This is a genomic window from Pseudoponticoccus marisrubri, assembly GCF_001482405.1.
Taxonomy (GTDB): Bacteria; Pseudomonadota; Alphaproteobacteria; order Rhodobacterales; family Rhodobacteraceae; genus Pseudoponticoccus; species Pseudoponticoccus marisrubri.
The window spans coordinates 119,026-144,845 of record NZ_LPXO01000004.1; the positions used below are offsets into that span (position 1 = coordinate 119,026).

25 protein-coding genes are annotated in these 25,820 nt (G+C 69.0%); 14 read left to right on the forward strand and 11 right to left on the reverse strand.

Annotated features, from left to right (window positions below; translation table 11 throughout):
• Positions 1-30: 30 nt before the first annotated feature.
• Positions 31-579: a carboxymuconolactone decarboxylase family protein gene (locus AVJ23_RS08575; protein WP_058861767.1), complete on the reverse strand. Its 549-nt coding sequence runs from the start codon at positions 577-579 to the stop codon at positions 31-33.
• A gap of 185 nt (positions 580-764) precedes the next feature.
• Between AVJ23_RS08575 and AVJ23_RS08580 the strand changes: the two genes are divergently transcribed.
• The gene (locus AVJ23_RS08580) at positions 765-1,343 is read left to right on the forward strand and encodes a TetR/AcrR family transcriptional regulator (protein ID WP_084794392.1); all 579 of its coding nucleotides are present in this window, start codon (positions 765-767) and stop codon (positions 1,341-1,343) included.
• An 87-nt stretch (positions 1,344-1,430) separates the two neighbouring features.
• On the opposite strand, the gene AVJ23_RS08585 is transcribed toward AVJ23_RS08580, so the two are convergent.
• Entirely contained in the window at positions 1,431-1,742 is a 312-nt protein-coding gene (locus AVJ23_RS08585; protein WP_058861768.1) for an ETC complex I subunit, read from the reverse strand.
• A 565-nt stretch (positions 1,743-2,307) separates the two neighbouring features.
• Between AVJ23_RS08585 and AVJ23_RS08590 the strand changes: the two genes are divergently transcribed.
• Positions 2,308-3,555, forward strand: coding sequence for a lytic murein transglycosylase (locus AVJ23_RS08590; protein WP_058861769.1), 1,248 nt, complete (start codon positions 2,308-2,310; stop codon positions 3,553-3,555).
• A gap of 12 nt (positions 3,556-3,567) precedes the next feature.
• On the opposite strand, the gene AVJ23_RS08595 is transcribed toward AVJ23_RS08590, so the two are convergent.
• Entirely contained in the window at positions 3,568-5,139 is a 1,572-nt protein-coding gene (locus tag AVJ23_RS08595) for an AfsR/SARP family transcriptional regulator (RefSeq protein WP_240484569.1), read from the reverse strand.
• Between the two features lie 202 nt (positions 5,140-5,341).
• On the opposite strand from AVJ23_RS08595, the gene AVJ23_RS08600 reads away from it, so the two are divergent.
• A complete protein-coding gene (locus AVJ23_RS08600; RefSeq protein WP_084794418.1) occupies positions 5,342-6,388 on the forward strand; it encodes a phosphatase PAP2 family protein in 1,047 nt (348 codons plus the stop codon).
• Between the two features lie 316 nt (positions 6,389-6,704).
• On the opposite strand, the gene AVJ23_RS08605 is transcribed toward AVJ23_RS08600, so the two are convergent.
• Positions 6,705-8,867: a S8/S53 family peptidase gene (locus AVJ23_RS08605; RefSeq protein ID WP_240484570.1), complete on the reverse strand. Its 2,163-nt coding sequence runs from the start codon at positions 8,865-8,867 to the stop codon at positions 6,705-6,707.
• A gap of 149 nt (positions 8,868-9,016) precedes the next feature.
• Here AVJ23_RS08605 and AVJ23_RS22605 point away from each other — a divergent pair, with 149 nt between their 5' ends.
• Positions 9,017-10,468, forward strand: a complete 1,452-nt coding sequence (locus AVJ23_RS22605) for a phosphatase PAP2 family protein (RefSeq protein ID WP_157772647.1) — start codon at positions 9,017-9,019, stop codon at positions 10,466-10,468.
• Between the two features lie 4 nt (positions 10,469-10,472).
• Here the strand turns inward: AVJ23_RS22605 and AVJ23_RS08615 are convergent, their stop codons facing one another.
• On the reverse strand, positions 10,473-11,174 hold the full coding sequence (locus tag AVJ23_RS08615) for a DUF1194 domain-containing protein (RefSeq protein ID WP_058861772.1): 702 nt from the start codon (positions 11,172-11,174) through the stop codon (positions 10,473-10,475).
• Positions 11,175-11,303: 129 nt separating this feature from the next.
• Here AVJ23_RS08615 and AVJ23_RS08620 point away from each other — a divergent pair, with 129 nt between their 5' ends.
• Positions 11,304-11,705 (forward strand): c-type cytochrome, encoded by a 402-nt coding sequence (locus AVJ23_RS08620; protein ID WP_058861773.1) that lies wholly within the window; start codon positions 11,304-11,306, stop codon positions 11,703-11,705.
• A 67-nt stretch (positions 11,706-11,772) separates the two neighbouring features.
• On the forward strand, positions 11,773-11,991 hold the full coding sequence (locus AVJ23_RS08625) for a CsbD family protein (RefSeq protein WP_058861774.1): 219 nt from the start codon (positions 11,773-11,775) through the stop codon (positions 11,989-11,991).
• Between the two features lie 48 nt (positions 11,992-12,039).
• Here the strand turns inward: AVJ23_RS08625 and AVJ23_RS08630 are convergent, their stop codons facing one another.
• Positions 12,040-12,726, reverse strand: coding sequence for a hypothetical protein (locus AVJ23_RS08630; RefSeq protein WP_058861775.1), 687 nt, complete (start codon positions 12,724-12,726; stop codon positions 12,040-12,042).
• 222 nt (positions 12,727-12,948) lie between these two features.
• On the opposite strand from AVJ23_RS08630, the gene AVJ23_RS08635 reads away from it, so the two are divergent.
• Together AVJ23_RS08635 and AVJ23_RS08640 are read left to right on the forward strand one after the other, a co-directional pair.
• Positions 12,949-13,233: a hypothetical protein gene (locus tag AVJ23_RS08635; RefSeq protein ID WP_058861776.1), complete on the forward strand. Its 285-nt coding sequence runs from the start codon at positions 12,949-12,951 to the stop codon at positions 13,231-13,233.
• A gap of 119 nt (positions 13,234-13,352) precedes the next feature.
• A complete protein-coding gene (locus AVJ23_RS08640; protein WP_157772648.1) occupies positions 13,353-13,907 on the forward strand; it encodes a hypothetical protein in 555 nt (184 codons plus the stop codon).
• 3 nt (positions 13,908-13,910) lie between these two features.
• Here the strand turns inward: AVJ23_RS08640 and parE are convergent, their stop codons facing one another.
• Complete coding sequence (gene parE / locus AVJ23_RS08645) at positions 13,911-15,869, reverse strand: DNA topoisomerase IV subunit B (RefSeq protein WP_058861778.1); 1,959 nt, start codon at positions 15,867-15,869, stop codon at positions 13,911-13,913.
• A gap of 169 nt (positions 15,870-16,038) precedes the next feature.
• Complete coding sequence (locus tag AVJ23_RS08650) at positions 16,039-16,644, reverse strand: flavin reductase family protein (protein ID WP_058861779.1); 606 nt, start codon at positions 16,642-16,644, stop codon at positions 16,039-16,041.
• Between the two features lie 74 nt (positions 16,645-16,718).
• On the opposite strand from AVJ23_RS08650, the gene AVJ23_RS08655 reads away from it, so the two are divergent.
• Together AVJ23_RS08655 and AVJ23_RS08660 are read left to right on the forward strand one after the other, a co-directional pair.
• Positions 16,719-17,204, forward strand: a complete 486-nt coding sequence (locus tag AVJ23_RS08655) for a GNAT family N-acetyltransferase (RefSeq protein WP_058861979.1) — start codon at positions 16,719-16,721, stop codon at positions 17,202-17,204.
• Between the two features lie 52 nt (positions 17,205-17,256).
• The gene (locus AVJ23_RS08660) at positions 17,257-18,015 is read left to right on the forward strand and encodes an EcsC family protein (RefSeq protein ID WP_058861780.1); all 759 of its coding nucleotides are present in this window, start codon (positions 17,257-17,259) and stop codon (positions 18,013-18,015) included.
• Positions 18,016-18,278: 263 nt separating this feature from the next.
• On the opposite strand, the gene AVJ23_RS08665 is transcribed toward AVJ23_RS08660, so the two are convergent.
• Both AVJ23_RS08665 and paaZ read right to left on the reverse strand, forming a co-directional pair.
• Entirely contained in the window at positions 18,279-19,097 is an 819-nt protein-coding gene (locus AVJ23_RS08665; protein ID WP_058861781.1) for a PaaX family transcriptional regulator C-terminal domain-containing protein, read from the reverse strand.
• 50 nt (positions 19,098-19,147) lie between these two features.
• Entirely contained in the window at positions 19,148-21,178 is a 2,031-nt protein-coding gene (gene paaZ / locus AVJ23_RS08670) for a phenylacetic acid degradation bifunctional protein PaaZ (RefSeq protein ID WP_058861782.1), read from the reverse strand.
• 114 nt (positions 21,179-21,292) lie between these two features.
• Between paaZ and paaG the strand changes: the two genes are divergently transcribed.
• The 4 genes from paaG to AVJ23_RS08690 are packed head-to-tail and all read left to right on the forward strand — an operon-like array spanning position 21,293 to position 24,432.
• Positions 21,293-22,084 carry a 2-(1,2-epoxy-1,2-dihydrophenyl)acetyl-CoA isomerase PaaG gene (gene paaG, locus AVJ23_RS08675; RefSeq protein ID WP_058861783.1) on the forward strand — a complete coding sequence of 264 codons (792 nt, stop codon included), beginning with the start codon at positions 21,293-21,295 and terminating at the stop codon, positions 22,082-22,084.
• Entirely contained in the window at positions 22,081-22,509 is a 429-nt protein-coding gene (paaI, locus tag AVJ23_RS08680) for a hydroxyphenylacetyl-CoA thioesterase PaaI (protein ID WP_058861784.1), read from the forward strand. Before paaG ends, paaI begins: the two co-directional genes overlap by 4 nt.
• A 12-nt stretch (positions 22,510-22,521) precedes the next feature.
• Complete coding sequence (paaK, locus tag AVJ23_RS08685; protein WP_058861785.1) at positions 22,522-23,832, forward strand: phenylacetate--CoA ligase PaaK; 1,311 nt, start codon at positions 22,522-22,524, stop codon at positions 23,830-23,832.
• 3 nt (positions 23,833-23,835) lie between these two features.
• Positions 23,836-24,432 (forward strand): TetR/AcrR family transcriptional regulator, encoded by a 597-nt coding sequence (locus tag AVJ23_RS08690; RefSeq protein ID WP_058861786.1) that lies wholly within the window; start codon positions 23,836-23,838, stop codon positions 24,430-24,432.
• Positions 24,433-24,477: 45 nt separating this feature from the next.
• On the opposite strand, the gene AVJ23_RS08695 is transcribed toward AVJ23_RS08690, so the two are convergent.
• The gene (locus AVJ23_RS08695) at positions 24,478-25,734 is read right to left on the reverse strand and encodes a DEAD/DEAH box helicase (protein WP_058861787.1); all 1,257 of its coding nucleotides are present in this window, start codon (positions 25,732-25,734) and stop codon (positions 24,478-24,480) included.
• Positions 25,735-25,820 lie beyond the last annotated feature (86 nt).

Genomic DNA, 25,820 nt, shown 5'->3' on the forward strand with positions numbered 1-25,820 from the left:
AGGCAGCCGGGACGCCCCGGGGCGCGCGCGTCAGGCGACGTCGCGGGTCACGGCGGGGAAGTCGACCGGGGTGCCGAGCGCCTCGTTGAGGTAGTTGGTCAGCGTGTTCAGCGCGACATGGGCGATGATCTCGACGATTTGGGCGTCACTGTAGCCGGCCAGCTTGACGGCCGAGAGTTCGGCCTCGCTGACGCTGCCGCGCGCCTCGACAAGGGCCACGGCAAAGCGCACGGCGGCGGCCGCCTTGGGATCGGTCGAGCCGCCCTTGCGGTTGGCCATGATCTCGGCCTCGTCCAGCTTGGCCAAGTTCTGCGCGATGTAGCTGTGCGCAGACAGGCAGTAGGCGCAGCCATTGCGCTGCGCGACCGCCAGCGCGATCCGCTCGCGCGTGGCGGCCGGCAGCGTGCCCTTGGACAGCGCGCCGTTCAGCTCGAGATAGCCGGCCAGCGCGGCGGGGCTGTTGGCGGTGATGCGGAACAGGTTCGGCACCGAGCCGAGCGAGGTCTTGACCGCTTCAAGCAGCGGCCGGGACGCATCGGGTGCGTCATCGATGGTGGCAGGTAGGGCAATGCGTGTCATGGGTGTGATGTCCTTGTTCATGTCGGGCGCGGGTTTGCGTCCCCTCAATAAAACAGACAGGTCTGTATAAATGTCAAACCCCGATCACCGAAGGGTGACCGGTGCGGACGCAGCCTTGCCATTGTGCCGGCGCGGGATGTGGGTGAGGATGTAGACAGAACTGTCTGACCCGTGGAGCAGAATCCGTGACGACCCGCCGTGACCACCTGGTCGAAACCGCGCTGAAACTTTTTTACATGAACGGCTTCAACGCCACCGGGATCGACCGGATTCTCGCCGAATCAGGCGTGGCGAAGATGACGCTCTACAAGCATTTCCGCTCCAAGGACGAGCTGATCCTTGCCGCGCTGGAGCTGCGCGACCAGCGCTTCCGCACCTGGCTCGAGGCCGAGATCGAGCAGGCCACGGACGATCCCGAGGCGCGGCTTCTGGCGCTGTTCGACGCGCTCGAGACCTGGTTTCGCGGCGAGGCCTTCAAGGAACTGGGCTTTTCAGGCTGCGCCTTCATCAACGCCGCCAGCGAATTCGCCGACCAGTCCCACCCGGCCCACCAGCTTTCCGCGGAGCACAAGCAACGCGTGGTGGACTATCTTGAGCGGTTGTGCCGCGACGCCGGCCTCTCCGACCCCGTCGGCATGGCTGAACAGCTCGCCCTGCTCAAGGAAGGTGCCATCGCCACCGCCCACGTCCGCAACCACCCGGACGCCGCCCGCCGCGCCCGCCAGATGGCCCAGACCCTGATCGCGGCGGCGCGCAGCACATGAAAAACGCGCCCGCTAGGCCGGGCGCGTCACGATCGCTCTAACTGAATTTGGCGCGTCAGCCTCTGGTCCTGACGGTACGCGCAGGGCTCAATGCGTCCATGCTGCGCGGCGGTCGACGGCGAAGTTCTCGGCGTAGCCGCGGGGGCGGATGTTGGCCTTGCGCTTCTTGGGCTCGAAGACCTGCGCGTCGATGCCGTGTTCACGGGCATAGGCCTGCGCGGCCTCCTTGCTGTCGAAGCGCAGGCGGACCTGGCTTTGCGTGTCGTTCGACGAAGTCCAGCCCATCAGCGGGTCCACCTGACGTTTGGAGGCCGGGGCGAATTCGAGGATCCAGTGCTTGGTCTTGCCCTGGCCCGAGGACATGGCCGTCTTGGCCGGCTTGTAGATACGTGCGCGCATGTTCGTCTCCTCGACAGTCCTGCGGGGGCCTCGGGACGTACAGGACTATGTCCCGGGCGGGCCCGCAATCCCACTGATCGGGCATCGTTATCCCGGATTTGCAGCGCCGCGGCAAGCGTCCTCGCGCAGAGAAATTGTCACATCACAGGGGCCCTCGGGGGGATGCAAGCAGGCCGCCTTGCGGCCCGGGACGCGGGGAGCGAGGGGTGGGTGTTGCGTCCACGATCCCCAAGGGGCCTGCTTGCCAGAAAAAAGCTACATATCAGGGATTTGTTTTGGCAAGGATTCATTGTTGCACGGGGGCACCACCGGGGGCAGTCACGGTCCTGCTGATGGGTAAGCTATTGAAAAGCCTGACCGGGCCGATGCGTTGCGCGCGCGCCGGAATTTTGGGCATCGAAGCATTCCCCGCGCGCCGTGCGTCGTGTGACGACGGGGGATTCGCCCTGCCCGGCGCAGCAGGCCTTGCGGCATCGGCGGTCGGGCGCGCGTGGCGCGACTGGCGCGTTGCGGGGCAGGGCGCGGCTGGGCTAGCCTCGCGCCGGGCAGCAGGAGCGAAGCGGGCATGACACTGGATCGGCGGGCATTTTCACTGGGGATCGCGGCGCTTGTCGCCGGATGCGGCGGCACGCGCGGGCTGCCGCAAGTGCCGCGGCCGGATCCCGCGCTCGAACCCGGGCTGCGGCCACAGCCGAACCCGGCCTATGACGCCTGGGTGACCGCGTTCCGGGGCCGGGCCGAGGCGCGGGGCATCACGCGTGCCACGCTGGATGCGGCCTTCCGGGGTCAGGGCTTTCTGCCCGGCGTGATCGAGCGCGACCGCAACCAGACCGAGTTCAACCGCTCGCTCGAGGATTACCTCGCCATCGTCGCCCCCGAGGAAAAGGTCGTCTTCGGCCGGCGCGCCTTTGCCGCGCAGCGCCGTGCGCTGGACGCGGTGGCGGAACGCTACGGGGTGCCCGCCGACGTGCTGGGCGCGATTTGGGGGCTGGAGAGCTATTTCGGCACCAAACGCGGCCGCATCCCGGTGATCTCGGCCACCTCGACCCTGGCCTGGGAGGGGCGCCGGGGCCGCTTCTTCGAGGCCAACCTGATGGACGCGCTGCGCATCGTGCAATCGGGCGATGCGCGTCCCGCGCAGCTGGTGGGCAGCTGGGCGGGCGCGATGGGGCACACCCAGCTGATCCCCAATGCCTACCAGCGCCACGCGGTGGATTTCGACGGCGACGGCAAGCGCGACATCTGGACCGATGACCCGATCGACGCCTTCGCCACGACGGCCAATTTCCTGGCCGAGGCCGGCTGGCGCCGGGGGCAGGGCTGGGGGCTGGAGGTCATCCTGCCCGACGGCTTCGACCCGGGCCTGCTGGGCCGGGGCCGCAAGCGCTCGGTCGCGGACTGGCGGGCGCGGGGCGTGCGCGCGGCGAAAGGCGGCAATCTGCCCGATTTCGGCCCGGCCGCGGTGCTGGCCCCGATGGGGGTGAGCACGCCAGCCTTCCTGACCTTCCGCAACTTCGACATGATCCTGCGCTACAACCCGTCCGAGAATTACGGTCTGGGCGTGGGCTACCTCGCTGACCGGCTGGCCGGGGGCGGGCCGCTGCGCGGCCAATTCGGGCCTGACCGCAACGGGCTGGTGCTGGAGGATCGCAAGGCGCTGCAGCGCGGGCTGACGCGGGCCGGGTTCGACGCGGGGCCAGATGACGGGGTGATCGGCAAGAAGACCGAGGCCGCGATCCGCACCTACCAGCAGGCCAAGGGGCTGCCGGTCACCGGCACCCCGTCGCGCGACCTGCTCGACCGGCTGAGCTGAACGGTCTGGCGCTCAAAGCAGTGCCCGGATCGGCTCCAGCAGGCCCTTCTTGCGCAGAGTGCGCACCGGGTAGGTCTCGTCATTGACCAGCCGGTCGAGGCTGAAGCCCGGCTCGATCTTGCCCAGCTTGGTGGCGATGGCGCGGGCCTTGTCCAGCTGCCCCTCCAGCGCGTAGAGCGCCAGAAGGTGGCGATGCGCCGGGCGCGACAACGGCGCGGCACGCGCGGCGGCCTCGCCCGCCTCGATGGCGTCCTGCGGGCGGTTGCAGGCGATGGCGATGACGCAATGGCCCGTATCCCACCAATGCTTGAAGGGCGATGTGCGCGCGATGTTGCGCGCCCGGGCCGACAGCGCCAGCGCCTCCTGCGGGCGGCCCGCCATCATCAGCGCCTCGGCCATGGAGACCCAGGCATAGGCGCTCGCCGGGTTGGCCTCGACCGCGGTCTTGGCCATCTGGTAGCAGCCCTCGGGATCCTTCATCACGATGCCGCGCACCCGGCTGAGGATCGCGTGCACCAGCGGATTGTCGTTGGACAGCTCGATCGCCTTGAAATGCAGCTCTTCGGCCTCGGCGCGCAGCGCTTCGCGCTCGCGCTCGGCCATCTCGGTCAGCTGGATCATCCGCACGAGGCTGCTCCATGCCAGGTAGATCCCGTTCTCGTCGCGGTCATGGGCCTGTTTCATCAGCCCGTAGGCCTCGCGCAGCCCGTCACGCTCGAAGCTGAACATGCGGTACATGCCCAGCCGCGACAGCGCGGTGGCGCGGGCCTCGGGCCGGGTGGTGTCCAGCGCCTGTGGCAGCTTACCGATGATCTGGTCCGTCGCCTCGAAGATCGTCTTGGCGGTGGCCTCCTCGCTTTCCAGCACGTCTTCCAGTCGGTTCAGGTGGTGCAGCTTGGAATAGAGGATGCGCGCCGAGGGCTTGTGCACCGACTTGATGTAGACCGAATGGCCATCCGTCTCGCGCACCAGCTGGCAGTCGATCTGGATGTCGCTGTCGGGCAGGCTGGCCGCGGGATCGGTGCTGTCGGTGGATTGCCGCCACGCGCGGACCTGCTCGGCGATGCCCTCGCCGATCTGGTTGGCCAGCACCTCGCCCACCATGCGGCCACGCCCGGGCGCCTCGGCGAAGCTGCGGCAATGGATCAGCACGCCTTTCGCCTGTTGCGGGGTGGCGCGGGCGATGCGGCTCTGCAGCTCCTGGCGCTCGATGCGCAGCCAGTCCTCGAATTCCGGGTCGCGGATATCCATGCCCTGCAGCAGCTCGGTGCGCGGGTCCATGGGCACCTCGCCATCCAGCAGGTCGACCCAGATGCCCTCGGGGCCCAGCGTGATCGTGCTGCGGTCGGCCTGCAGCAGGTCGGCCGCCGCGCCCAGCCCGCCGCGCAGCTTGCTGAGCGCCTGGCGCAGGTTGGCACTGGCCTGTTCGGCGCCGAAGGTGCTCCAGAGCTTGTCCTCGATCCAGCGGCGCGGGCGGGTCATGCCGGGGCTGAGCGCCAGCAGCGCCATCAGCGCCTGGTTCTTGGCGCCCTTGGGCGTGACATCCGTCCCCGCGGCATCCGCGACCGAGAAGGGACCGAGCATGCTGATCCGAAGCCTGACTCGTTTTTCCGACATGCCCGCCATCACCAACTGACCCCGAGTGAGGCTAGCACCGCCCCGACGGCGCGACAACCGGCGTGAATTCTGCGTAAATGCCTGCGGGGGCCCGGTGAAAGCTTTGACGCAGGAACCGGCCGTCCCGCAAGAACTGGACAAGACCACGGACGACACGGGGGATGAGGGCATGCCGACATACGGTTGGGAGGGCTGGGAAGGCTGGGAAGGCTGGGAGGGGTGGGAAGGCTGGGAAAGCCGCCCGCGCCGCGCGCCCGCCGCCGCGCTCGGCTCGGCCCGCGACGGCACGGTGGGACATTGGGACGGCTCGGCCGATCGCAGCCCGGTGCAGGCCGGGCGCGACAGCTGGACCGCCTTCCGCAGCATGGGCGCCCGGCCCCGGCGCATCGTGACCGACCGCGCGCTCGGCGACCTCTTCGCCGTGGACCTGGGCGACACGGGGCTTGCCAATGCCGAGGGGCACGTGACCTGCCGGGCCCGGCGCATCGTGACGCTGACCCGGCCCGACGACGCGCTGCTGGCCGAGCACCAGTTGCACTACCTGCGCAGCTATGCCGACCTGCGCCCGGACCGGCTGGGCGAAATCAACAGCCAGATCGGTGATCTGCAATCCTTCTACGCCATGGTCGGCTACATGTCGCCCGAGGCCACACCCTGGACCATCGCGCTGAACCTCGCCGTACTGCGGCTTTGCGCGGCGATCGAGATGCCGCTCAAGCACGGGTTCGACGTGCCCCGCCCGATCGCGATGTCCTACAAGGTCCAGCCGGTGATCCAGACGCCGGGCCACGGGGCCTGGCCCTCGGGACACGCGACCGAGGCCTTCGCCACCGCCACGCTGCTGACACGGCTGTTCTACAATCGCGGCTTCGACCCGGTGGCCGAGATCCATGGCGAGAACGAGCTCTACCGCCACGCCGCGCGCATCGCGATGAACCGGACCGTGGCGGGCGTGCATTTCCCGACCGACAGCATGGCCGGGGCCGTGCTGGGCATCACCCTGGCCGAAGCGCTGGTGCGCCTGCTGGATGCCGAGCCCACGACCCCGGCGCGCCGCTTCCGCGGCGACAGCTATCAAGGGGATTTCAATCTTTTCCTGCTTTCCTCCGCGCTGGGCGATGACGCGGTGATCGAGACGACCAGCGCCCCGTGTGACGGGCCCGCCCTGCCGGCCTGGCTGCGCCGCATGTGGTCCGAGGCGCAGGGCGAATGGTGACAGGTTTAAACGGTGACATGGCGCCAGCCGGTGCCATGTAGGGTGTGAGTGGACCGGGGCCGCCGCGGCGCGCCCCGGCTTCCGTTTTTCTGCGTGGGTATTGCCACCAGAGGTTTCGGATCGCCTGCGCGATCCGACCGGCCGGGGGCTGCGCCCCCGGACCCCCGCTTGAGTATTTTCGGAAAGATGAAAGGGGCCGGGGACAATGACCCGACGTGCACTTTCATCTTTCCACAAATACTCGAAAGCGCGTTTTCCGGCTTGCCGTCCGGTTGGCGTGATGCGCGGCCGGCTGGGTTCTCCGGGTTGCCTCGTATCAGCAGGGCAGGCGCGTGGGGTCGTGGGCCGAGACGATCACGGCGCTCATCCGGTCTGACAGCTCTTGCGGCACGGGGATCAGGGTCACGACCTCCGGATCGAAATCCTCGAGGTGTCCGGAGCCGCCTCGGGGCTGCCCCGAGGTCGCGAGGGAGAGGGCGAGGGCGCGGCTGAGGCGGCCGGCAGCCGCGCTCGTGCCACCTTGGTGCCGCGCCGAGCCGGACAGGGTGCCGCTGCCGAGACTGCCCGGCCGGAAGGGCGGGCCTTCGGCGATGCAGGCGAGGGTGGGGCCTGGCACGGACCACGCCGCGCCCTGCGCGCTGTAGCGGGCGGGGCGAAGGTTCTCGGCAGACATGCCCACGGTGCGCGGAGACCACTGCGCGGCCCCGACGGAAAAGACCTGTCGCGCGGGTGCCGTGACAAGCGCGCTGTGCGAGCCGGCAGGCGTGACGGGGCAGCCGGCGGCATGGCCCGCATGGGACGCGGTCTCGTCCTCCCAGGCATGGGCGGCCGGGTCGTCGAAATAGGATTGGCGGGCCTGCAGGGAGCCACCGCCGCGGCTGTCGTCGCGCTGAATCTGCAACAGGACCTCTGCTGCGTCCGGAGAGGTCAGCCGGGTGTGCACCTGCCAGGCGCCATGCGGGGCGGTGGGCTCGCCCCGGCGCCGGCCAGCCGTGGGCGCGAGCGCCAAAACGTAATGCGCCGGTTGCTGGACGCCCGTGCCGAAATCCCGGGAGGGCACGTGGTAGATCCGCGCGACCGGGCTCTCTCCATCCAAAAGGCTGCGCATCTCGCCGGGCCGCAGAGCATGGAAGCCCGAGCCGGTCCCGTCCGGGGCGGTCAGCGCCACCTGAAGCTGGCCGCTCTCGGCGCCTCTGGGATGGATCTCGACGAAGCTCGCACTGTGGTCATCGGGCTGCACGCGCCATGTCACCTCGCGGTCGGTGGCATGGCGCGGCGCCGCGGCCTCGTAGGGGAAGGCGGCCACCAGCCTGCTGCGCCGGTTGTTGCCGAAGGCCCAGACCAGCCGCACGGGCTGGCCGGTCGCGGCCTCCCAGAGCGATGCCTCGCGGGCCATCTGGTATTCGATGAAGCGGCTGCCATCCTTGGGGCCTGCCACGATGCCGAGCGAGAGATTGACGATCACTGGCGCGGCGGGGTCGACCTTGCGGGCGGCCTGCAGAATCCAGCGCAGCCCCTGCAGCATGTAGCTTTCCAGCCGCGTGCCGGACGTGTCCTCGACCGCCTCGGGGGGCAGTTGCACGCCGAGCAGCGGCCAGCGGGCCGCCGGGGTGTCGGGTGTCTCGGCGTCGGCCCCGGCGGCGAGGTCCAGCACATGGGTGCCGTGGCTGGTGCCGAAATTCGTGGCCCGGCGCGTGCCGCAGGGGAAGAGACGCGCGTTCAGCGCCGCGTAGTGATCGCCCTCGGCGCCGGCCTGCAGCAGGACGTCGATCTCGGGCTTGCCCAGCACATCGCCGGCCAGAACGCGGCGCCTTGCATCATGGCCGCGCTCCTGCGCCTGCAGCCAGATCGCGTGAAAGCGGCTCTCATACCCGCCCGAGGGCAGGCGGCGGCGGAAGCGCGCGTTCAGGAAGCCGATCCCGTCGTCGATCAGCGCGACGATCGGCGCGCCGGGATGGGGGCTGGGCGGGATCTCGGCCGTCTCAACCGGGCCGGCGGGGGCCGTGTCCAGCCAGACCGGGCTGCCCGTGTCGAGAACGGTGAAGAGGTCATGGTGGTCGCTGTCCGGCGTGCCCATTGGCCGGTAGAGCGCGTATTCCTCGGCCAGACCGGGCAGCGGGGCTGGATCGGTCAGCCGCTCATGTTCATGGGCGTCCATCAGCAGCGGGCCTTCGGGATCCTCGACCGCCTGCCGCAGCCGCTGGCGCTGGGTGGCCGGGGCGTGATCCGTGGTCAGCCGGACAAAGATCGGCTCATACTCGATGCCGCGGACCGGTCGGGCCGGGGGCAGGGCGTCGCGCCGCCGCTGCAAGAGGCGCGCCCAGTCGAGATAGGCATCGCGGAAGCCGCCGGTCTCGGGGTCGGTCCAATGCATCGCCATCTCCATCCGCTGCGCGCCTTGGCCGCCAGCAGAGGCGAGGGGGCGCGCCGGGTCAAGCGCCTCGCGCGCCGGGCGGGTCCGATTCACGCTCTGTTTCATGCAAAGGGGCGGGCAGGGGCCGGGATTGACGCAAGTCTTGCGCGGGATTTGCGGCCGCTTTGCGCTGCACTCACGGGGGATGGGCATGGTGCCGTTAACCTATGGTCACTCTCCGCCGACGGGGCGGCACGGATCGGGAAGGGGGATGCATGCAACAGGATGCGAAAGACGGGATGGCCTGCCTGCGGGTCATCGAAGGCGGGGCCGCGGCGCCGGTGCCCGACCGGGCCCTGCCACGGCCCGAGACGCCACGGCCGGGCGCGGCCGAACTGGCCGGCAACATGGCCGAGATGTTCGCCGTGGCGCTGATGGCGCCAGTGCCGCTGGAGGCTTTGGGCGATCCGCATCACCGGATCACGGGACCCGGTCGGGCGCGGCCGGCCTTGTCCGAGGTTCTGGGCGCCCTGCGCAGCCTGGCCTGGTTCGACGGGGCGGCCCTGCCGGACGGGACGTTGGGGGCCGCCGAGACACGGCGGCGCCGGCTGGCCTGGAACGGGCAGGGGCAGTTGACCCTGTCCACTTTGCTGGCCTCGGGCGTGCGGGCGCACGCCTTGGGCGGGCCGGTCTCGCGACTGTGGCGGGTCGATCACGTCGTGGGCACGCCGCAGCCGGGCGCGGGCCGGCCCGGCGAGGATGCGCCCATGTCCGACTGGATCCGCTGGTGCGCCCGGCACAGCGGGGCGGGGCTTGCCCTGCCGGGACGCAGCGCGGCGGCGGCGCGTCCCGCAACGCTGGGCGCGCTCTCGGCCCATGCGCTGGCCGCCCCGCCATCTCGCCCCTTTCACAACGTGGCGCTTTCGGCGCTGGCCAAGGGCGTGCCGCTGGCACTGGAGGCCGCCGGGATCCGGGGCGGGGCGCGTCTGCTGGCGCTGATGGCCGAGGCAGAGGCCCGCGCGGCCCACGTCGCCTTCGGCGCGGCCGGGCGCGGCGACCGGCTGGCGCGCCCGGCGGTCACCGCCGCGCGGATGAGCGTCTGGCTGGCGCAGGGCGAGCGGGGGGCGGCGCCTGCGACCCATCGCGCCGCCGCGGCCGAACTGGCCGAGAGCGCCCCCGAACTGCTGGGATGGATGACCGCCGCGCATGACGGGCTGCGCCGCCGTCCGCGCTGCCGGCCGGCGCTGTTCCTGCCGCTGGCGCCGCGCGACGCGCTGCCGGCACATCCCGCGGATTGCGCCTCTCACGCGGTGGTGGCGGGGGCGCTGGCCACGCTGCTCAAGGCCATGCTGGACACGCGCGCCCCGGCGGTGCTCGAGCTTGGCCCGCGTCCCGGCCCGGCGCTCGACCTTGGCATCGAGCTCGACCGGCTGGCCGCCGACATCGCCCGCGCCCGGCTGAGCGCGGCGACCCATCGGCCGGCCGAGAACATCCATGATCTGCGCACCGGCGAAGCCATCGCGCTGCAGGTGCTGCGCGACGCGGTGGAGACCGGGAATCGCGATACGGTGCTGGAGCTGCGCGATTTCGACGGGCGGGCGCTGCGCCTTGTGGGTCATGCGCGGCATGTCGGCCGCGGGCGCGCGACGCTGCAGGTGGATCGCCAGGCCGCCTGCTGGCCGCAACAGGCCGCGCCCCCGGCGGCGCATCTGACGGCCGTGGTCTGAGCGGCTACTCGGCGCGGGCCATGCGGCGGGCCGGCTCGCGCCCCGAGATCTCGAGGATCAGCTTCCGCTTGACCGCCTCGGCAAAGGAGGCGCGGTTCTCGGCGGTGACGACGAAGGCGCCGGGCCCGCCGACGATCAGCTCTTCGTAGCGCGCCTCCAGCCCGCCATGCGCGCGGCCGGGATCGGTGGGGCGCAGGATGGGCAGGGCGTTGATCGTGACGCCGGCGGCCAGGACCTGGTCGCGCGCCTCGCGGATCGGCGGGCCGGAATAGGAATTGGCGCTGTCGCCCGAGAAATCGATCACCCGTCGCCAGCCGTCATGCGCATTGGTGTCCATCAGGCGCAGCGCGTCCAGCAGGGCCGACCCGATGGCGTTGCGCCCGTAGGCCTGTCGCGGCTTGTCCAGCAGGCTGGCGGCAAAGGCGGCTGCCGTCTCGGCGCTGTCGATCTTTTGCCAATCGGCGACCACCGCGGTATTGGCGGCCCACTCCACATAGGTCACCGCGATCGAGCCGTAAGCGGTGTTGGCGATGGCTGCCAGCACCTCGGGATCGGTGATCGCGCTGGCATAGCCCTGACGCTGAAAGGCGATCTCGGTCGCGTCGATGCTGCCCGAGGCATCGGCCAGCAGCACCAGTTCGAGATCCGTGTCCTGCGCCGCGGCCGTCCCGGCCCAGAGCCCCGCCGCCAAGATCATCCACCGCATGACACCCTCCTTGCTAGTATGCGCTTTACCTTAGGGCAGCGGCGGCGCGCTTCCAGCGATTGACGCGGATCAATGTTCCGGCAGGGTTTCCCTGCCACTCTGACATGCAGGGAAACCGCGGAGGATCCGATGCGCCTTGTTCTTGCCCTTTCACTGGCCGTGCTGGCCGCGCCGACGCTGGCGCAGGATGCCGATATCGGCCGGTCGCATTACCACACGCATTGCGCCACCTGCCATGGGCTGGAGGGGCGCGGCGACGGCCCCATGGCCGGCGTGCTGATGATCAAGCCGGTCAACCTGACCGAGCTGGCCGCCCAGAATGGCGGCACCTTCCCGCTGGAGCGCGTGATCAAGCGGATCGACGGGCGCGACCCGCTGGTCAGCCACGGCTCGCCCATGCCGGTCTACGGCGATTTCTTCGAGGGCAGCTACGACGTGCCGATGAAGGCACCCTCGGGCCAGCCGGTGCTGGCCTCGCAGCCGGTCGTGGACCTCGTGACCTACCTGCGCGAGATCCAGCGCCAGGAGTGAACGCGGGAACCTTGCCCCGCCCCCGACGGTTGGTCCGTTGAAGATCAACCGAACGGGAGAGATCACGATGAATTGGGACCAGATCGAAGGCAGATGGGAACAGCTCAAGGGCCGTGCCCGCGAACGCTGGGGCGAGATGACCGAGGACGAGGTGCAGAAGGCCCGCGGCGACCGCGAGCAGATGATCGGCCTCATCCAGGAGAAGTACGGCCGCACCCGCGAAGAGGCCGAGCAGGAGCTGGCCAAGTGGCAGAACGACGTTCTGTCCGACGAGAAGTCCCAGTGACAGAACCAGTGACACGACCGGCCCGGGCACGTCGCCCGGGCCGTTGTCTTATCGGCAGATGCCCTCGGTCTCGGCGCCGGCCCATGGCAGCCGCACGCGCGGCCGGGTGATTGCCGCATCCAGCCCCGCGATGGGCATTTCCTTCGAGATCATCGCCCGCAGCCGCGCCGTCCGCGGCGCCTCGGGGTCCAGCAACCGGCAGCAGACATATTCCTCGACGATGCTGCCCTGCTGTTCATACCCGTAATCCAAGAAATTGCCGGTCGTGTCGGGATCGAACAGGTAGGGATCGGGGCTGGCCCCGTGTTCTGCCAGCGCCTTCAGCGGGGTATAGCCCGTGCGATGCCGGTTCTGCCATTGCCAGACATGCACCGCCTCGTGCGCGAGCAGCATGGCCTGGAACAGGTCGATCCGGTCCGGCCAGCCGGCCATCATGTCGTCGCTGTAGATATCCTTGCGCAGCAGCACCGTGTTGAACACCACCGTGGCGGCGGGCGAGACCTCGACCGTCTTCGCCTCGTCCAGGGGCGGCCAGAGCCGTTCCTGGCAGGTCGTGCGCGGCCGTACCGGGATGTGATACCTGATCGAGCCGGCGAAATGCCCGTCATGCAGCCGCACCTTCGAGGCATCCAGCTGATCGCCCTTGAGCGCCTGCAGATAGGCGGTCTCGTTCGAGGTGAGCGGCCGGCCACAGGCCGCTGCGAGGACTAGGAAAGCAAGCAGGATCAGGCGCATGGGACGGACGATAGGCCGGAGCGTGGCACAAGGGAAGCGCTTCCCGGCAGGGTGCACCGTATCGGCGCATTAACCCTCTTGCCGATTCTTCTTGCCGCAACCGCCCCTGAAGGCCGAAACTGTTAACGCAGGGTTAATGCGCCGGCCGAGTCGCGAGATCGTGAGGCGCGTGGCCCGTTTACGGCAGTGCTGCCACTGGGGGTTGAAATGAAAGCTATTGTCTTGAGCCTGGCCTTGGCCGGGCTGGCCGCGCCGGCCTTTGCCTGGACCGCGGGCGAGGTGCATATCAGTTGTTTCCGCGGGCCGTGGAAAGAGGTCATCTGGGACCGTCCCAACCCGGAATTCATCGACAGCCTGGTGAATCAGGGCTACTCGCTGACCACCGCGACCGATCTCGCCCACCGCATCTGCCGCGACCCGGGCCTGGTGAACAACCGCGGCGCGCTCAGAAGCGAGACCGTCCGCATCATCAACCGCACCCCGCGCGATTCCGGCTACGGGTACTGAACAAGGCGGCTGAGGCGTGGCCCTGTGCTGAAGCGCAGGGCGGCGCGGCCAGCGCTTGCCGTGCGCCCAAGATCGGGGCAGCATGTCGCGTAGATCTGGTTGATGAATTACGGTTTCCCATGGGTTCTTTTCTGACGCGGTATTCTTCCGCTCTGCTCCCCGTTTGGTTCTGCTGGCTGTTCCAAGGCGTCGCATGGGCGCAGGAGCGCCCGGTGTTTCTCGATCCGAACTGGCACTTCGTTCAACGCGACATGCTGTTCGAGATCCGTAAATATGACGAGGTCACCAACGGCTGCTGGCGGAACACGCAGACCTCGGTGGACCGGGTGAGCCTCGAACTCGTGCGCAGCCAGGCCTCGATCGTCGAAGTTCAGTTGCGCGCGGCAACCGTTGTCATCACGGCGCTGGGCTACGAGATCAATTCCACCAACTGTGCCGTGACGGTCCGCACCGAGGTCTACGCGCCGCACCGGGTGGATGCCTCGGTCGACGGCTATCCGATCACCGCCGTCTTTCCATCCTTGCTGTGGGAGCAGACGGCCATCCTGACGGGCCCCAAGCGCACGATGAGTGGACGGGTCGCGGAGACCCATACCAAGCATATCCGCAAGTTCCTGATAGAGCTCAGCCAGAAGGCACGGGAGTTGCGGACGACCGCACTTGGCACCCGCTGAGGCTCAGACGTCCAGTTCCTCGACGAAGCGCGCGTTTTCCTGGATGTACTGGAAACGCAGCTCGGGTTTCTTGCCCATCAGGCGCTCGACCAGGTCGCCGGTCTCGCCCGGTTCGTCCTCGTCGATCGTGACCCGGATCAGGGTGCGCGTGGCCGGGTCCATTGTGGTTTCCTTGAGATCCTTGGCGTCCATCTCGCCCAGACCCTTGAAACGCTGCACGTCGATCTTGCCCTTGCCGCCAAGCCCCTTGGTCATGGCGGCCTCTTTGGCGGCGTCATCAGCCACGTAGATGCGGCGCGCGCCCTGCGTCAGCCGGTAGAGCGGCGGCTGTGCCAGGTAGAGATGGCCGCCGTCGATCAGCGGCCGCATCTGGGTGAAAAAGAAGGTCATCAGCAGCGAGGCAATATGTGCCCCGTCGACATCTGCGTCGGTCATGATGATGATCTTGTCATAGCGCAGGTCGTCGATATTGAACTTGCTGCCCAGCCCGACACCCAGCGCCTCGCACAGGTCGCGGATTTCGGCATTGGAGCCCAGCTTGGACGAGGCCGCGCCCAGAACGTTCAGGATCTTGCCCTTGAGCGGCAGCAGCGCCTGCGTCTCGCGCGAGCGGGCGCCCTTGGCCGAGCCGCCGGCCGAATCGCCCTCGACGATGAAGAGCTCTGTGCCCTCGCGCTCTTTCGAGGTGCAGTCGGTCAGCTTGCCCGGCAGGCGCAGCTTCTTGGTGGCCGACTTGCGCGCGGTTTCTTTTTCCTGCTTGCGGCGCAGCCGTTCCTCGGCGCGCAGCACGAGGAAGTCGAGGATCGCGCCGGCCGATTTCGTGTCCGAGGCCAGCCAGTTGTCGAAATGGTCTCGCACCGCGTTCTCGACCAGTTTCGCGGCCTCGGTCGTGGCCAGCCGGTCCTTGGTCTGGCCGACGAATTCCGGCTCGCGGATGAAACAGGAGACGAGCGCACACCCGCCCGCGGCCAGGTCGTCGCGGGTGATCTGCGCCGCCTTGCGGTTGCTGACCAACTCGCCATAGGCGCGGATGCCCTTGAGGATCGCCGCCCAGAACCCGGCTTCGTGCGTGCCGCCCTCTGGCGTGGGCACGGTGTTGCAATAGGACTGGATGAAGCCGTCGCGCGAGGGCGTCCAGTTGATCGCCCATTCCACCTTGCCCGGCGTGTTGAACTTCTCGCGGAAATCGACAGTGCCCGAGAAGGGCCGCTCGGCATAGGTGCTGGCCCCGCCCAGCGTCTCGGAGAGGTAATCCGCCAGCCCGCCGGGGAAATGGAAGCTGGCCTCCATCGGGGTTTCGCCATCCTCGATCTCGGACTTCCAGCGGATCTCGACCCCCGAGAAGAGATAGGCCTTGGAGCGGACCATCTTGAACAGCCGCGCCGGCTTGAACCGGTGATGGCCGAAGATCTGCTCGTCGGCATGGAAGGTGACCGAGGTGCCGCGCCGGTTGGGCGCCGCGCCCACCTTTTCCACCGGGCCGAGCGGCAGCCCGCGCGAGAAGCGCTGCTCGAACAGTTCCTTGTTGCGCGCCACTTGCACCACCATGCTGTCGGACAGCGCGTTCACCACCGAGGCGCCGACGCCGTGCAGGCCGCCCGAGGTCTCGTAGGCCTTGCCCGAGAACTTGCCGCCGGCATGCAGCGTGCACAGGATCACCTCGAGCGCGGATTTGTCCGGGAACTTGGGATGCGGGTCGATCGGGATGCCACGGCCGTTGTCGCGGATCTCGATGGCGTAATCGGCATGCAGGATGACCTCGATGCGGTTGGCATGGCCGGCCACCGCCTCGTCCATCGAGTTGTCCAGCACCTCGGCGACCAGGTGATGCAGCGCACGCTCGTCCGTGCCCCCGATATACATGCCGGGGCGCTTGCGCACCGGTTCCAACCCCTCCAGCACCTCGATGGAGGAAGCATCGTAGTCGCCGGGCTCGGTGGAGCTGAGAAGATCGTCGGCCATGGGTGGGTGCTCGGTTTGTTCTTGGTTGACCGTCAGTATGACAGAGCCACCCGATGGTGCAAGCCATGAGCCCGACGCGGCCGCGCCGGGGTGGTTCGACGGCCGTCAAAGTGCCTCCGCAAATTCCGTGTACGGAATTTGCAAATTTCATCCGATGAAATTTGCCGCCTCATTCCCCCGGGCGTTTGAGGGAGAACTTCTCGCGCACGACCGTGTAGTCGCGGTAGCCCATGCGGGAGAGGGGGTTGAAGCGCAGCACGTCGAACATCCCGTCCACGAGGCAGTCGTCGCGCATGTGCACGCCCGTCACCTCGCCCAGCACCAGGAAGTTGGCCGCGCCTTCCAGCGGCACGATCTGCGTCAGCCGGCATTCCAGGTTGGCGGGCGCGTTCGCCACGCGGGCGCAGTCGATCGTCTCGCAGGCGGCCTTCTCGATGTCGGCCAGGTCGAACTCGTCCACGTCCCTGTCCCAGGATCCCGAGGTCGTGTTCATCGCGTCGCGCATCGCGTATTCCACGATGTTTACGCAAAACACGCCCGTCTCGCGGATCTGCGCGACGCTGTCCTTGGTGTCGCCGCGGTCCGGCTTGGCCGAGGTCGAGGCGAACATCACCTGCGGCGGCACATAGGCGACCGCGTTGAAGAAGGAATAGGGCGCGAGATTGTCATGCCCGTCACTGCCCCGTGACGAGATCCAGCCGATCGGGCGCGGCGTGACGATGGCGTTGAACGGGTTGTGGGGCAGGCCGTGGCCGTTCTCGGGGCGGTAGAACATCGGGTCTTTCTCCGGTTTGCGCAGGCGTTTGCCGCGTGATAGGCGAAGCGGCGCGAATTTGCACGGGGGCGCAACTGTTCACGCTTGCACAGGAAACTGGCGCGGACTGGTGGGAGGTCGAGGCGCTGTTCGACACCGCCTTCGCGCCGGGGCGCGGCGCGCTGTCCTCGTACCGCCTGCGCGAGGGCGTGGCGCCTGTTGCCGCGCTCTGCCGCGTGGCGCGCGATTCCGAGGGCATCCTGGGCGGAGCGATCCGGTTCTGGCCGGTCTGCGTGGGCCCGCATCCAACGCTGCTTCTGGGGCCCGTGGCGGTGCACCCCACGGCACAGGGCGAGGGGCTGGGCGCCGCGCTGATCCGGGACACGCTGGCCCGCGCCGCCGAACTGGGCCATGCGCGCGTGCTGCTGGTGGGCGATGCACCCTATTACGCGCGGTTCGGCTTCCACCGGCTGGAGGGGGTCGAGATGCCGCCGCCGACCAATCCCGACCGCATCCTCGGGGCCGCTTTGCGTCCCGGGGCATGGGACGGTGTCACGGGGGTCGTGGCGCGGGCGGCTTGAAGCCATGCACCCGGGGACACATCTTTCCTCAAGGCCACCCGGAGGACACGCGATGACCCAGACCACCCTGCCCACTGCCTCGCTCGATGCCGAGATCGCGGCGCTCGGCGCGCGGCACCAGGCAGCGCACAATGTCGGGATGCAGGTTCTGAACCTGGTCGGCAGCCAGGCCGAGAACCTGCTGGAGCGCCTGCCCGACAGCGTCAAGGACCGGCTGGAAGAGACCACGCGCGGCGCGCTGGAACTGGCCTTCCGCGCGGCGCGCCAGTCGCGCGGCGTGGTGCCGGACCAGAAGGGCTGGCTGAACACCGCGGTTGCCACGGCGATGGGGGCGGCCGGCGGGGCCGGGGGGCTGCCCTCGGCGCTGGCCGAGCTGCCGGTGACCACCACGGTGCTGTTCCGCGCCATCCAGGGCATCGCCACTGAATACGGCTATGACCCGGCCGATCCGCAGATCGCCAAGGAATGCCTGACCGTCTTCGCCTCGGCCGGCCCGCTCAGCCAGGATGACGGGGCCGAGCTGGCCTTCCTGTCGGCGCGTGTCACGTTGACCGGGTCCACGGTGCACGGGGTGATCGCCAAGGTGGTGCCGCGCCTGTCCACCGTCTTGGGGCAGAAACTGGCCGCGCAGACCGTGCCTGTGATCGGCGCCGCGGCGGGGGCGGCCACCAACTATGCCTATACCAGCTATTACCAGCAGATGGCGCATGTGCATTTCGGCCTGATGGCGCTGGCCGAGCGGACGGGCCGGCCGCGCGCCGCGCTGGTCGAGGACCTTCGCGCGGCTTTGAAACAAAACCATTTCAATTAACCGCGGCTTAGGGCGAATCCCCTAGACAGGATCCCGGAACGGGCGGAAGCCCCGTCAACGGAAACCGGACCCGCCCGGATGTCGGAGACGACGCGCCTCGAACGGGCGCAGATGGGCGGGACACCCGGGAACAGGTGCGCAGAAGGTGCACCGGAATGCCTCTGGCCAGAACGGCGGGGGCCTTGGAACTGATCGCCATGGACCTTGTCCCGGCCGCGGCTGATTGCCGTGGCCGGGTTTTTTTGCGGGCCATCCTGCCCGGATCAGGCGGCGCTGTCGGTGCCGTCCAGCTGCTCGAGGCCCGGGCGCGGCACGCGGGACAGGATGCGGGCGACCTCGGCGCGGCATGCCTCGCCCGACCAGCCCTCGGGGTAGAACTCGCGCGGCACCTCGGGATGTTTCAGCACCAGCCGGCGCCAGTTATGCACCACCAGCATGCGCAAGGTCGCGGCCTCCAGCGGCGCCAGCACGGGCGCGGGGCCAAGGCTCTCGGCCACTTCGCGCAGCGCGTCGTGCAGCCGGTCATAGGCGGCGCGCAGATCGGCAGGGAAGACGCGCTCGCGCGCCCAGTCGGGCACCCCGAACCGCGCGGTGTCGAAGGACAGCAGGTCGGCGCAGCCCTCGGGCACGGGGCCCGGGCCCAGCGCGGCCTGCGGCGAGACCGAGATGTAGTCGCCGGTCAGCAGCACCGCGTCCAGCGCCTCGCGGGCGGCCTCCTCGCCGCCGGCGATCAGCACGTGCCAGCGGGCGGGCGGGTCGATTCGCTCGGCATAGATGCGCGGCGTCGCCTCGGCGCTGAGCGCGCGGCCGAAGGCGGTCAGCCGGTGATGGCTGAGCCGCCCGACCCGGGCGCTCTCGATCCAGCCATCCTTGCGCAAGCGGTGCAGCGCCACGCGCTGCGCCTCGGGCTTGATGCCGGCCAGCTCGGTGATCCGCGACAGCACGGCGCCCGAGATCGTGTCGCCGGGCGCCTGGGCCAGGTCGCCGAAGATCGTGATGATCACCGACCAGACCCGCGGCTGGCGCGGCCCGGCCAGCGCCGCGGCGCAGGCGGAAAAGACGGGGGAGGTCTCGCTGTGCATGTCTCCTTTTAGAAAAGAGGCGCGCCCGGCACCATCCCCCGCGTGGCCGACTAGTAGGCGTTCATGGTCAGCAGCTCGTATTCCGCGACCTGCGCGTCGTCCTGGTTGGTCAGGGTCACGTGCCAGCGCACCTCGCCATATTCCTCGGTGCGGCCGGTCTTGGCCTTGACGGTCAGGCGCACCTTGACGCGGTCGCCCGGCACGACCGGCTGCATGAAGCGCAGCCCGTCCAGCCCGGTATTGGCCAGCACCGGCCCCTCGTCCGGCATCACGAACTGGCCCGCGGCGAAGGAGAGCAGCAGGTAGCCATGCGCCACCCGGCCGGGGAAGAACGGGTTCCGGGCCGCGGCCTCCTCGTCCATGTGGGCATAGAAGGTGTCGCCGGTGAACTCGGCGAAATGCTCGATATCCTCCAGCGTGACCTCGCGCGGCTCGGTATGCAGCGTCTCGCCGATCTGCAGCTCGCCGAAGCGGCGGGTGAAGGGATGCGCGGGCGCGGGGATCTCGGTCGCGCCGGGCACCCAGCGATTGCCGATGGCCGAGAGCATGTCGGGGCTGCCCTGGATCGCGGTGCGCTGCATGTAATGCATCACGCCGCGCACGCCGCCCAGCTCCTCGCCGCCGCCGGCCCGGCCGGGGCCGCCATGCACCATGTGGGGCAGGGGAGAGCCGTGGCCGGTGCTTTCCTTCATCGACACGCGGTCATTGATGTAGATCCGCCCGTGATAGGCGCCCGACCCGATCGCCACGTGGCGCGCGACCTCGGGGTCATGGGTGATGACCGAGGCGACGAGGCTGCCCTCGCCGCGATTGGCCAGCGCGACGGCGTGGTCGAGATCGCGGTAGCCCAGCACGGTCGAGACCGGGCCGAAGGCCTCGGTGTCATGGACGCGCAGCGCGCTGTCGGGATCGGCGCAGTGGAACAACATGGGCGGCAGGAAGGCGCCCTTCTCGGCATCGGCGCCCTGTACCTCGAAGGCGTCGGGGTCACCGAAGACGCGGGTCGCCTCCTGCCCGAGGATGGCAGCCTTTTCCAGCACGTCGCGGCGCTGCGCGTCCGAGACCAGCGCGCCCATGCGCGTCGCCTCGTTGCGGGGATCACCGATCACCGTCTTGCCCAGCCGGGCCGAGAGCGCTTCGATCAGGTCGCCGGTGCGCTCGGCCGGGGCGATGACGCGGCGAATCGCCGTGCATTTCTGCCCCGCCTTGGCGGTCATCTCGCGGCAGACCTCCTTGACGAAAAGGTCGAATTCCGGCGTGCCGGGCACCGAGTCGGGGCCGAGGATCGAGGCGTTCAGGCTGTCCTGCTCGGCCACGAAGCGCACCGAGCGTTCCATCAGCAGGCGATTCGAGCGCAGCTTGAGCGCGGTGTCGGCCGAGCCGGTAAAGCTGACCACGTCCTGGCAGCCCAGGTGGTCCAGCATGTCGCCAAGCCCCCCGGTCACCAGTTGCAGCGCGCCCTCGGGCAGCAGGCCGCTCTCCAGCATCAGCCGCACGCAGGCCTCGGTCACGTAGCAGCTGGCCGTGGCCGGCTTGACGATGGCCGGCACGCCCGCCAGCAGGGTGGGGGCCAGCTTTTCCAGCATGCCCCAGACGGGGAAGTTGAAGGCGTTGATGTGCACAGCCACCCCCTGCAGCGGCGTGCAGATATGCTGGCCGAGGAACTGCCCGGTGCGGCCCAGCTGCTCGACCCCGCCATCGAGATAGACATGCCCGTCCGGCATCTCGCGCCGGCCCTTGGAGGCGATGACGAACATCGTGCCGATGCCGCCGTCGATGTCGATCAGGTTGTCGGCCTGCGTCGCGCCGGTGTCGAAGGACAGGTCATACATCGCCTGCCGGTTCTGGTGCAGATGCGTGGCCAGCGCCTTGAGCATCTTGGCACGCTGGTGGAACGTCATCTGCCGCAGCGCCGGGCCGCCTGTGTCGCGGGCAAAGCCCAGCATGGCCTGCACGTCCAGCGCGTCGTTGCCGGCGGTGGCGATCACCTCGCCGGTGATGGCGCTGGCGATCTGCCGTGCGCCGGCCCCCGGTGCCAGCCACTGGCCCGCGGCGAAACTGTGGATCTGTTGAACACTCATGCGCTCTCCCCCCGATTGGCAATCTTCCGGCCGCTGTGGCCGCCTGCATTAATAATTGACCGTCCGGTTGGTTTATGCAAGTTTAATCTTGGTTTGAGGAGGAGAGCCGCAGCGATGACCGACACGATTCTGGTGCAGGATCACGGGACCTGGACCGAGATCACGCTCAACCGGCCGGACCGGCTGAACAGCTTCAACGACGAGATGCACCTTGCGCTGCGGGCGGCGATCGAGGCGGCGCGCGAGGGCGGGGCGCGGGCGATCCTGCTGACCGGTGCCGGGCGCGGCTTCTGCGCGGGGCAGGACCTGGGCGACCGGGACCCGTCCAAGATGGACGGCCCGCCGGACCTGAGCCGCGCCCTGACCGAGTTCTACAACCCGCTGGTTCGGTTGATCCGCGGCCTCGATTTCCCGGTGGTCTGCGCGGTGAACGGCGTGGCGGCGGGGGCGGGGGCCAACGTGGCCTTCGGCAGCGACATCGTGCTGGCCGCGGAAAGCGCGAAGTTCATCCAGTCCTTCGCCAAGGTCGGGCTGGGCCCGGATGCCGGCGGCTCCTACCACCTGACACGGCTGCTGGGCGAGGCGCGCGCCAAGGCGCTGGCCCTGACGGCCGAGCCGCTGCCCGCAACGACCGCCGCCGAATGGGGCCTGATCTGGAAGGCGCTGCCCGATGATGCGCTGATGGACGAGGCCCGCGCCCTGACCGCGCGGCTGGCCGAGGGGCCGACGCTGGGGCTGGGCCGGATCAAGCACCTGATCCACGCCGCCGCGACAAACGATCTGGATACGCAGCTGGACGAAGAGGCGCGCTCGCAGAAGATCTGCGGCGAGAGCCCGGATTACGCCGAGGGCGTCAGCGCCTTTCTGAACAAGCGCGCGCCGCGCTTCACGGGGCGCAAGCCATGACCCCGAAGGAGCGCGCCGAGCGCAGCGCAGCGGCCATGTGGGACAGCGACGGCGCCTCGCAATGGCTGGGGATGGAGCTGGTCTCGGTCGACGAGGGGCAGGCCGAACTGCGCCTGACCGTGCAGCGCCACCATGCCAACGGTCACGGGGTCTGCCATGGTGGCATCACCTTCGCGCTGGCCGACAGTGCCTTTGCCTTTGCCTGCAACAGCCGCAACCGCTCGACGCTCGCCCAGCACAACCTGATCAGCTACCTCGCGCCGGGGCAGGTGGGCGACGTGCTGACCGCGACCGCGCGCGAGGTCTCGCTGACCGGGCGCAGCGGCATCTACGACGTGACAGTGACCAACCAGGACGGCCGCGCGATCGCCGAGTTCCGGGGCTTTTCCCGGCAGATCCAGGGCCAGCTTTTCGACGAGACGTGAGGGGAGGACATCATGAAAGACCTGACACCGCAGGCCGGGGACCTTGAGCCGATCGAGACCGCCTCGATCGACGAGATCCGCGCGCTGCAGCTGGACCGGCTGAAATGGTCGCTGCGCCATGCCTATGACAACGTGCCGATGTATCGCGAGCGCTTCGAGGCCGCCGGCGTGCATCCCGACGACGTGACCAGCCTGGCGGACCTGGCGAAATTCCCCTTCACCTACAAGAACGACCTGCGCGACCACTACCCGTTCGGCCTGTTCGCGGTGCCGCGCGATCAGATCCTGCGGGTGCATGCCTCCTCCGGCACCACCGGCAAGCCGACCGTGGTGGGCTATACCAAGGGCGATATCGACATGTGGGCCGACATGCTGGCGCGCAGCCTGCGCGCCTCGGGCCTGCGCGCCGGCGACATGGTGCACAATGCCTATGGCTACGGGCTGTTCACCGGCGGGCTGGGCGCGCATTACGGGATCGAGCGGCTGGGCGCCACGGTGGTGCCCATGGGCGGCGGGCAGACCGAGAAGCAGGTCGGGCTGATCACCGATTTCAAGCCCGACGGCATCATGGTCACGCCCTCCTACATGCTCAACATCCTCGAGCAGTTCCACAAGCAGGGGCTCGACCCGCGCGCGTGCTCGCTCAAGGTGGGGGTGTTCGGCGCCGAGCCCTGGACCGATGCCATGCGCCGCGAGATCGAGGCCGCTTTCGACATGCATGCGGTGGACATCTACGGGCTATCCGAGATCATGGGCCCGGGCGTCGCCAATGAATGCGTCGAGACCAAGGACGGGCTGCATGTCTGGGAGGATCACTTCTATCCCGAGATCATCGACCCCGAGACCGGCGAGGTGCTGCCCGATGGCGAGATGGGCGAGCTGGTCTTCACCACGCTGACCAAGGAAGGCCTGCCGATGATCCGCTACCGCACGCGCGACCTGACGCGGCTCTTGCCGGGCACGGCGCGCTCGATGCGGCGGATGGAGAAGATCACCGGACGCTCGGACGACATGATCATCCTGCGCGGCGTCAACGTCTTCCCGACCCAGATCGAGGAACAGGTGCTGGCCACCGGCGGGCTGGCCAACCATTTCCAGATCGAGCTCTACCGCGCCGGGCGGCTGGACGCGATGCGGGTGCACGTGGAATGCGCGCCCGATTCGACGGACGAGGCCTCCAAGACCGCGGCGGCACGCATGCTGACCAAGCGGATCAAGGACATCGTCGGCATCTCGACCGAGATCGACATCCGCGATCCCGGCGAGGTCGAGCGCAGCCAGGGCAAGGCCAAGCGCGTCGTCGACAACCGCCCCAAGGAGTGACGCTTGGCCCGGACCATCGCAAAGGACCATGACGCCAAGCGCGGTCAGATCGTCTCCTGCGCGGCAAAGATCTTTGCCGAGCAGGGGTTCGACCGCGCGTCGATGAACCAGGTCGCGCGGGAAGTCGGGATCTCGAAGGCCAATATCTATCACTATTACGGCAGCAAGGACGCGATCCTCTACGACCTGCTGGACGGCTACCTGCAGGATTTGCGCGACGAGATCTGCGGCAAGGACGACCCGGACCTGCCGCCCGAGACGCGGCTGCACCAGGCCGTGGCGCGGATCCTGCTGGCCTACCAGGGCGCCGATAACGAGCACAAGGTCCAGATCGGCGCCATGTCGGCCCTGCCCGAGGACCAGCAGCGCGTGCTGCGTGGCTACCAGCGGGACATGGTCACCCGGATGAGCGACATCCTCGCCGCCGTCGCGCCCGAGGTCTTCGCGCAGGACGCGGCCCGGCTGCGCGCCACGACCATGTCGGTCTTCGGCATGCTGAACTGGTACTACATGTGGAATGGCGGGGCCGGGACCCAAGCGCGCGAGGACTACGCGCGGCTGGTCACCGACCTGACGCTGAACGGGCTCCGGGGGCTCTAGCCCGCCGGAGCTGGCGGACCGGCGCGTCGCCGGTCCGGTCCTGTCTCAGGCCGCGCGGCGGCGGCGCGGGCGACGGCCCTTCGAGGGGGCGGCCGATGCCGGCTTGCCCTGGCCGCGATTGCCGCGGCGCTGGCCGCCCGGGCGGCGCCCGGTGCCGGCCCCGGCCTCGCCCTCGGGGAAGGTGCCGCTGGCCACCGGCACCTCAGTCTTCATGACCTTCTGGATCTGGCGCAGCAGATCGCCCTCGTCCGGGGCGCAGAAGGCGATCGCCTCGCCCTCGCGCCCGGCGCGCGCGGTCCGGCCGATCCGGTGCACGTAATTGTCGGGCGTGTCGGGCAGGTCATAGTTGATGACATAGGCCACGCCGGGAATGTCGATCCCGCGCGCCGCCACATCCGTCGCCACCAGCACCGAGATGTCGCCCGCACGGAAGCCCTTGATGGCGCGGTCACGCTGGCCCTGGCTCTTGTTGCCGTGGATCGAGGCGGCATTGTAGCCATCTGCCACCAGACCCTTCATCAGCTTCTCGGCCCCGTGCTTGGTGCGCGAAAAGACCAGCGTTAGCGCGCCGGGATCGCGGTCGAGAATCTCGCGCAGCTTGCCGGGCTTCTCGGCCTTGGGCAGGAAATGCACCGATTGCGTGATCTTGTCGGCCGCCTTGCCCGGCGGGGCGACCTGCACGCGCTTGGGATCCTTCAGATAGGCGCGCGACAGCTCTTCCATCTGCTTGGGCATGGTGGCCGAGAACAGCATGGTCTGGCGCGGCGTGCCCAGACGGGGCGCGATCTTCCGCAGCGCGTGGATGAAGCCCATGTCCAGCATCTGGTCGGCCTCGTCCAGCACGAGGTGACGCACCTCGCCCAAATCGACGGCGCGACGATCCATCAGGTCGATCAGCCGCCCCGGCGTGGCGACAAGGATGTCGGTGCCCCGGGCCAGCAGGTTGATCTGGCGGCCGATGGACTGCCCGCCCACCACGGTGGCGATGCGCAGCTTGGAGCCGGCGACCAGCGGGCGCAGGCTCTCGGCGATCTGGTTGACCAGCTCGCGCGTGGGCGCCAGCACCAGCGCCTTGGCGGTCTTGGGGGCAGGCTTGCCCGGCTCGGCCAGCAGGTGGTCGATCAGCGGCAGGCCGAAGGCCAGCGTCTTGCCGGTGCCGGTCTGGGCCAGGCCCATGATGTCGTGGCCCGCCAAGGCCAGCGGAACGGCCTGGTTCTGGATCGGCGTGGGCTGTGTGAAGTTTGCGTTCTGCAGCGCGGTATTCAGGCTTGGCGACAGGCCGAGCATATCGAAGTCGAACAAATTCTATCCTTTGCGGGGCGCGCCGGAGCTTCGGACGCGGCCGCGTGCTTGCCGCCCGGCGGGCAGCGGGTGAGGGTCCGCGCGGC

Coding starts and splice junctions, on each gene's coding strand:
- AVJ23_RS08575 (WP_058861767.1), bottom strand. CDS start 579: ATGACACGCATTGCCCTACCTGCCACCATCGATGACGCACCCGATGCG.
- AVJ23_RS08585 (WP_058861768.1), bottom strand. CDS start 1,742: ATGCGCGCACGTATCTACAAGCCGGCCAAGACGGCCATGTCCTCGGGC.
- AVJ23_RS08590 (WP_058861769.1), top strand. CDS start 2,308: ATGACACTGGATCGGCGGGCATTTTCACTGGGGATCGCGGCGCTTGTC.
- AVJ23_RS08595 (WP_240484569.1), bottom strand. CDS start 5,139: ATGCTCGGTCCCTTCTCGGTCGCGGATGCCGCGGGGACGGATGTCACG.
- AVJ23_RS08600 (WP_084794418.1), top strand. CDS start 5,342: ATGCCGACATACGGTTGGGAGGGCTGGGAAGGCTGGGAAGGCTGGGAG.
- AVJ23_RS08605 (WP_240484570.1), bottom strand. CDS start 8,867: ATGAAACAGAGCGTGAATCGGACCCGCCCGGCGCGCGAGGCGCTTGAC.
- AVJ23_RS22605 (WP_157772647.1), top strand. CDS start 9,017: ATGCAACAGGATGCGAAAGACGGGATGGCCTGCCTGCGGGTCATCGAA.
- AVJ23_RS08615 (WP_058861772.1), bottom strand. CDS start 11,174: ATGCGGTGGATGATCTTGGCGGCGGGGCTCTGGGCCGGGACGGCCGCG.
- AVJ23_RS08620 (WP_058861773.1), top strand. CDS start 11,304: ATGCGCCTTGTTCTTGCCCTTTCACTGGCCGTGCTGGCCGCGCCGACG.
- AVJ23_RS08625 (WP_058861774.1), top strand. CDS start 11,773: ATGAATTGGGACCAGATCGAAGGCAGATGGGAACAGCTCAAGGGCCGT.
- AVJ23_RS08630 (WP_058861775.1), bottom strand. CDS start 12,726: ATGCGCCTGATCCTGCTTGCTTTCCTAGTCCTCGCAGCGGCCTGTGGC.
- AVJ23_RS08640 (WP_157772648.1), top strand. CDS start 13,353: ATGGGTTCTTTTCTGACGCGGTATTCTTCCGCTCTGCTCCCCGTTTGG.
- parE (WP_058861778.1), bottom strand. CDS start 15,869: ATGGCCGACGATCTTCTCAGCTCCACCGAGCCCGGCGACTACGATGCT.
- AVJ23_RS08650 (WP_058861779.1), bottom strand. CDS start 16,644: ATGTTCTACCGCCCCGAGAACGGCCACGGCCTGCCCCACAACCCGTTC.
- AVJ23_RS08660 (WP_058861780.1), top strand. CDS start 17,257: ATGACCCAGACCACCCTGCCCACTGCCTCGCTCGATGCCGAGATCGCG.
- AVJ23_RS08665 (WP_058861781.1), bottom strand. CDS start 19,097: ATGCACAGCGAGACCTCCCCCGTCTTTTCCGCCTGCGCCGCGGCGCTG.
- paaZ (WP_058861782.1), bottom strand. CDS start 21,178: ATGAGTGTTCAACAGATCCACAGTTTCGCCGCGGGCCAGTGGCTGGCA.
- paaG (WP_058861783.1), top strand. CDS start 21,293: ATGACCGACACGATTCTGGTGCAGGATCACGGGACCTGGACCGAGATC.
- paaI (WP_058861784.1), top strand. CDS start 22,081: ATGACCCCGAAGGAGCGCGCCGAGCGCAGCGCAGCGGCCATGTGGGAC.
- paaK (WP_058861785.1), top strand. CDS start 22,522: ATGAAAGACCTGACACCGCAGGCCGGGGACCTTGAGCCGATCGAGACC.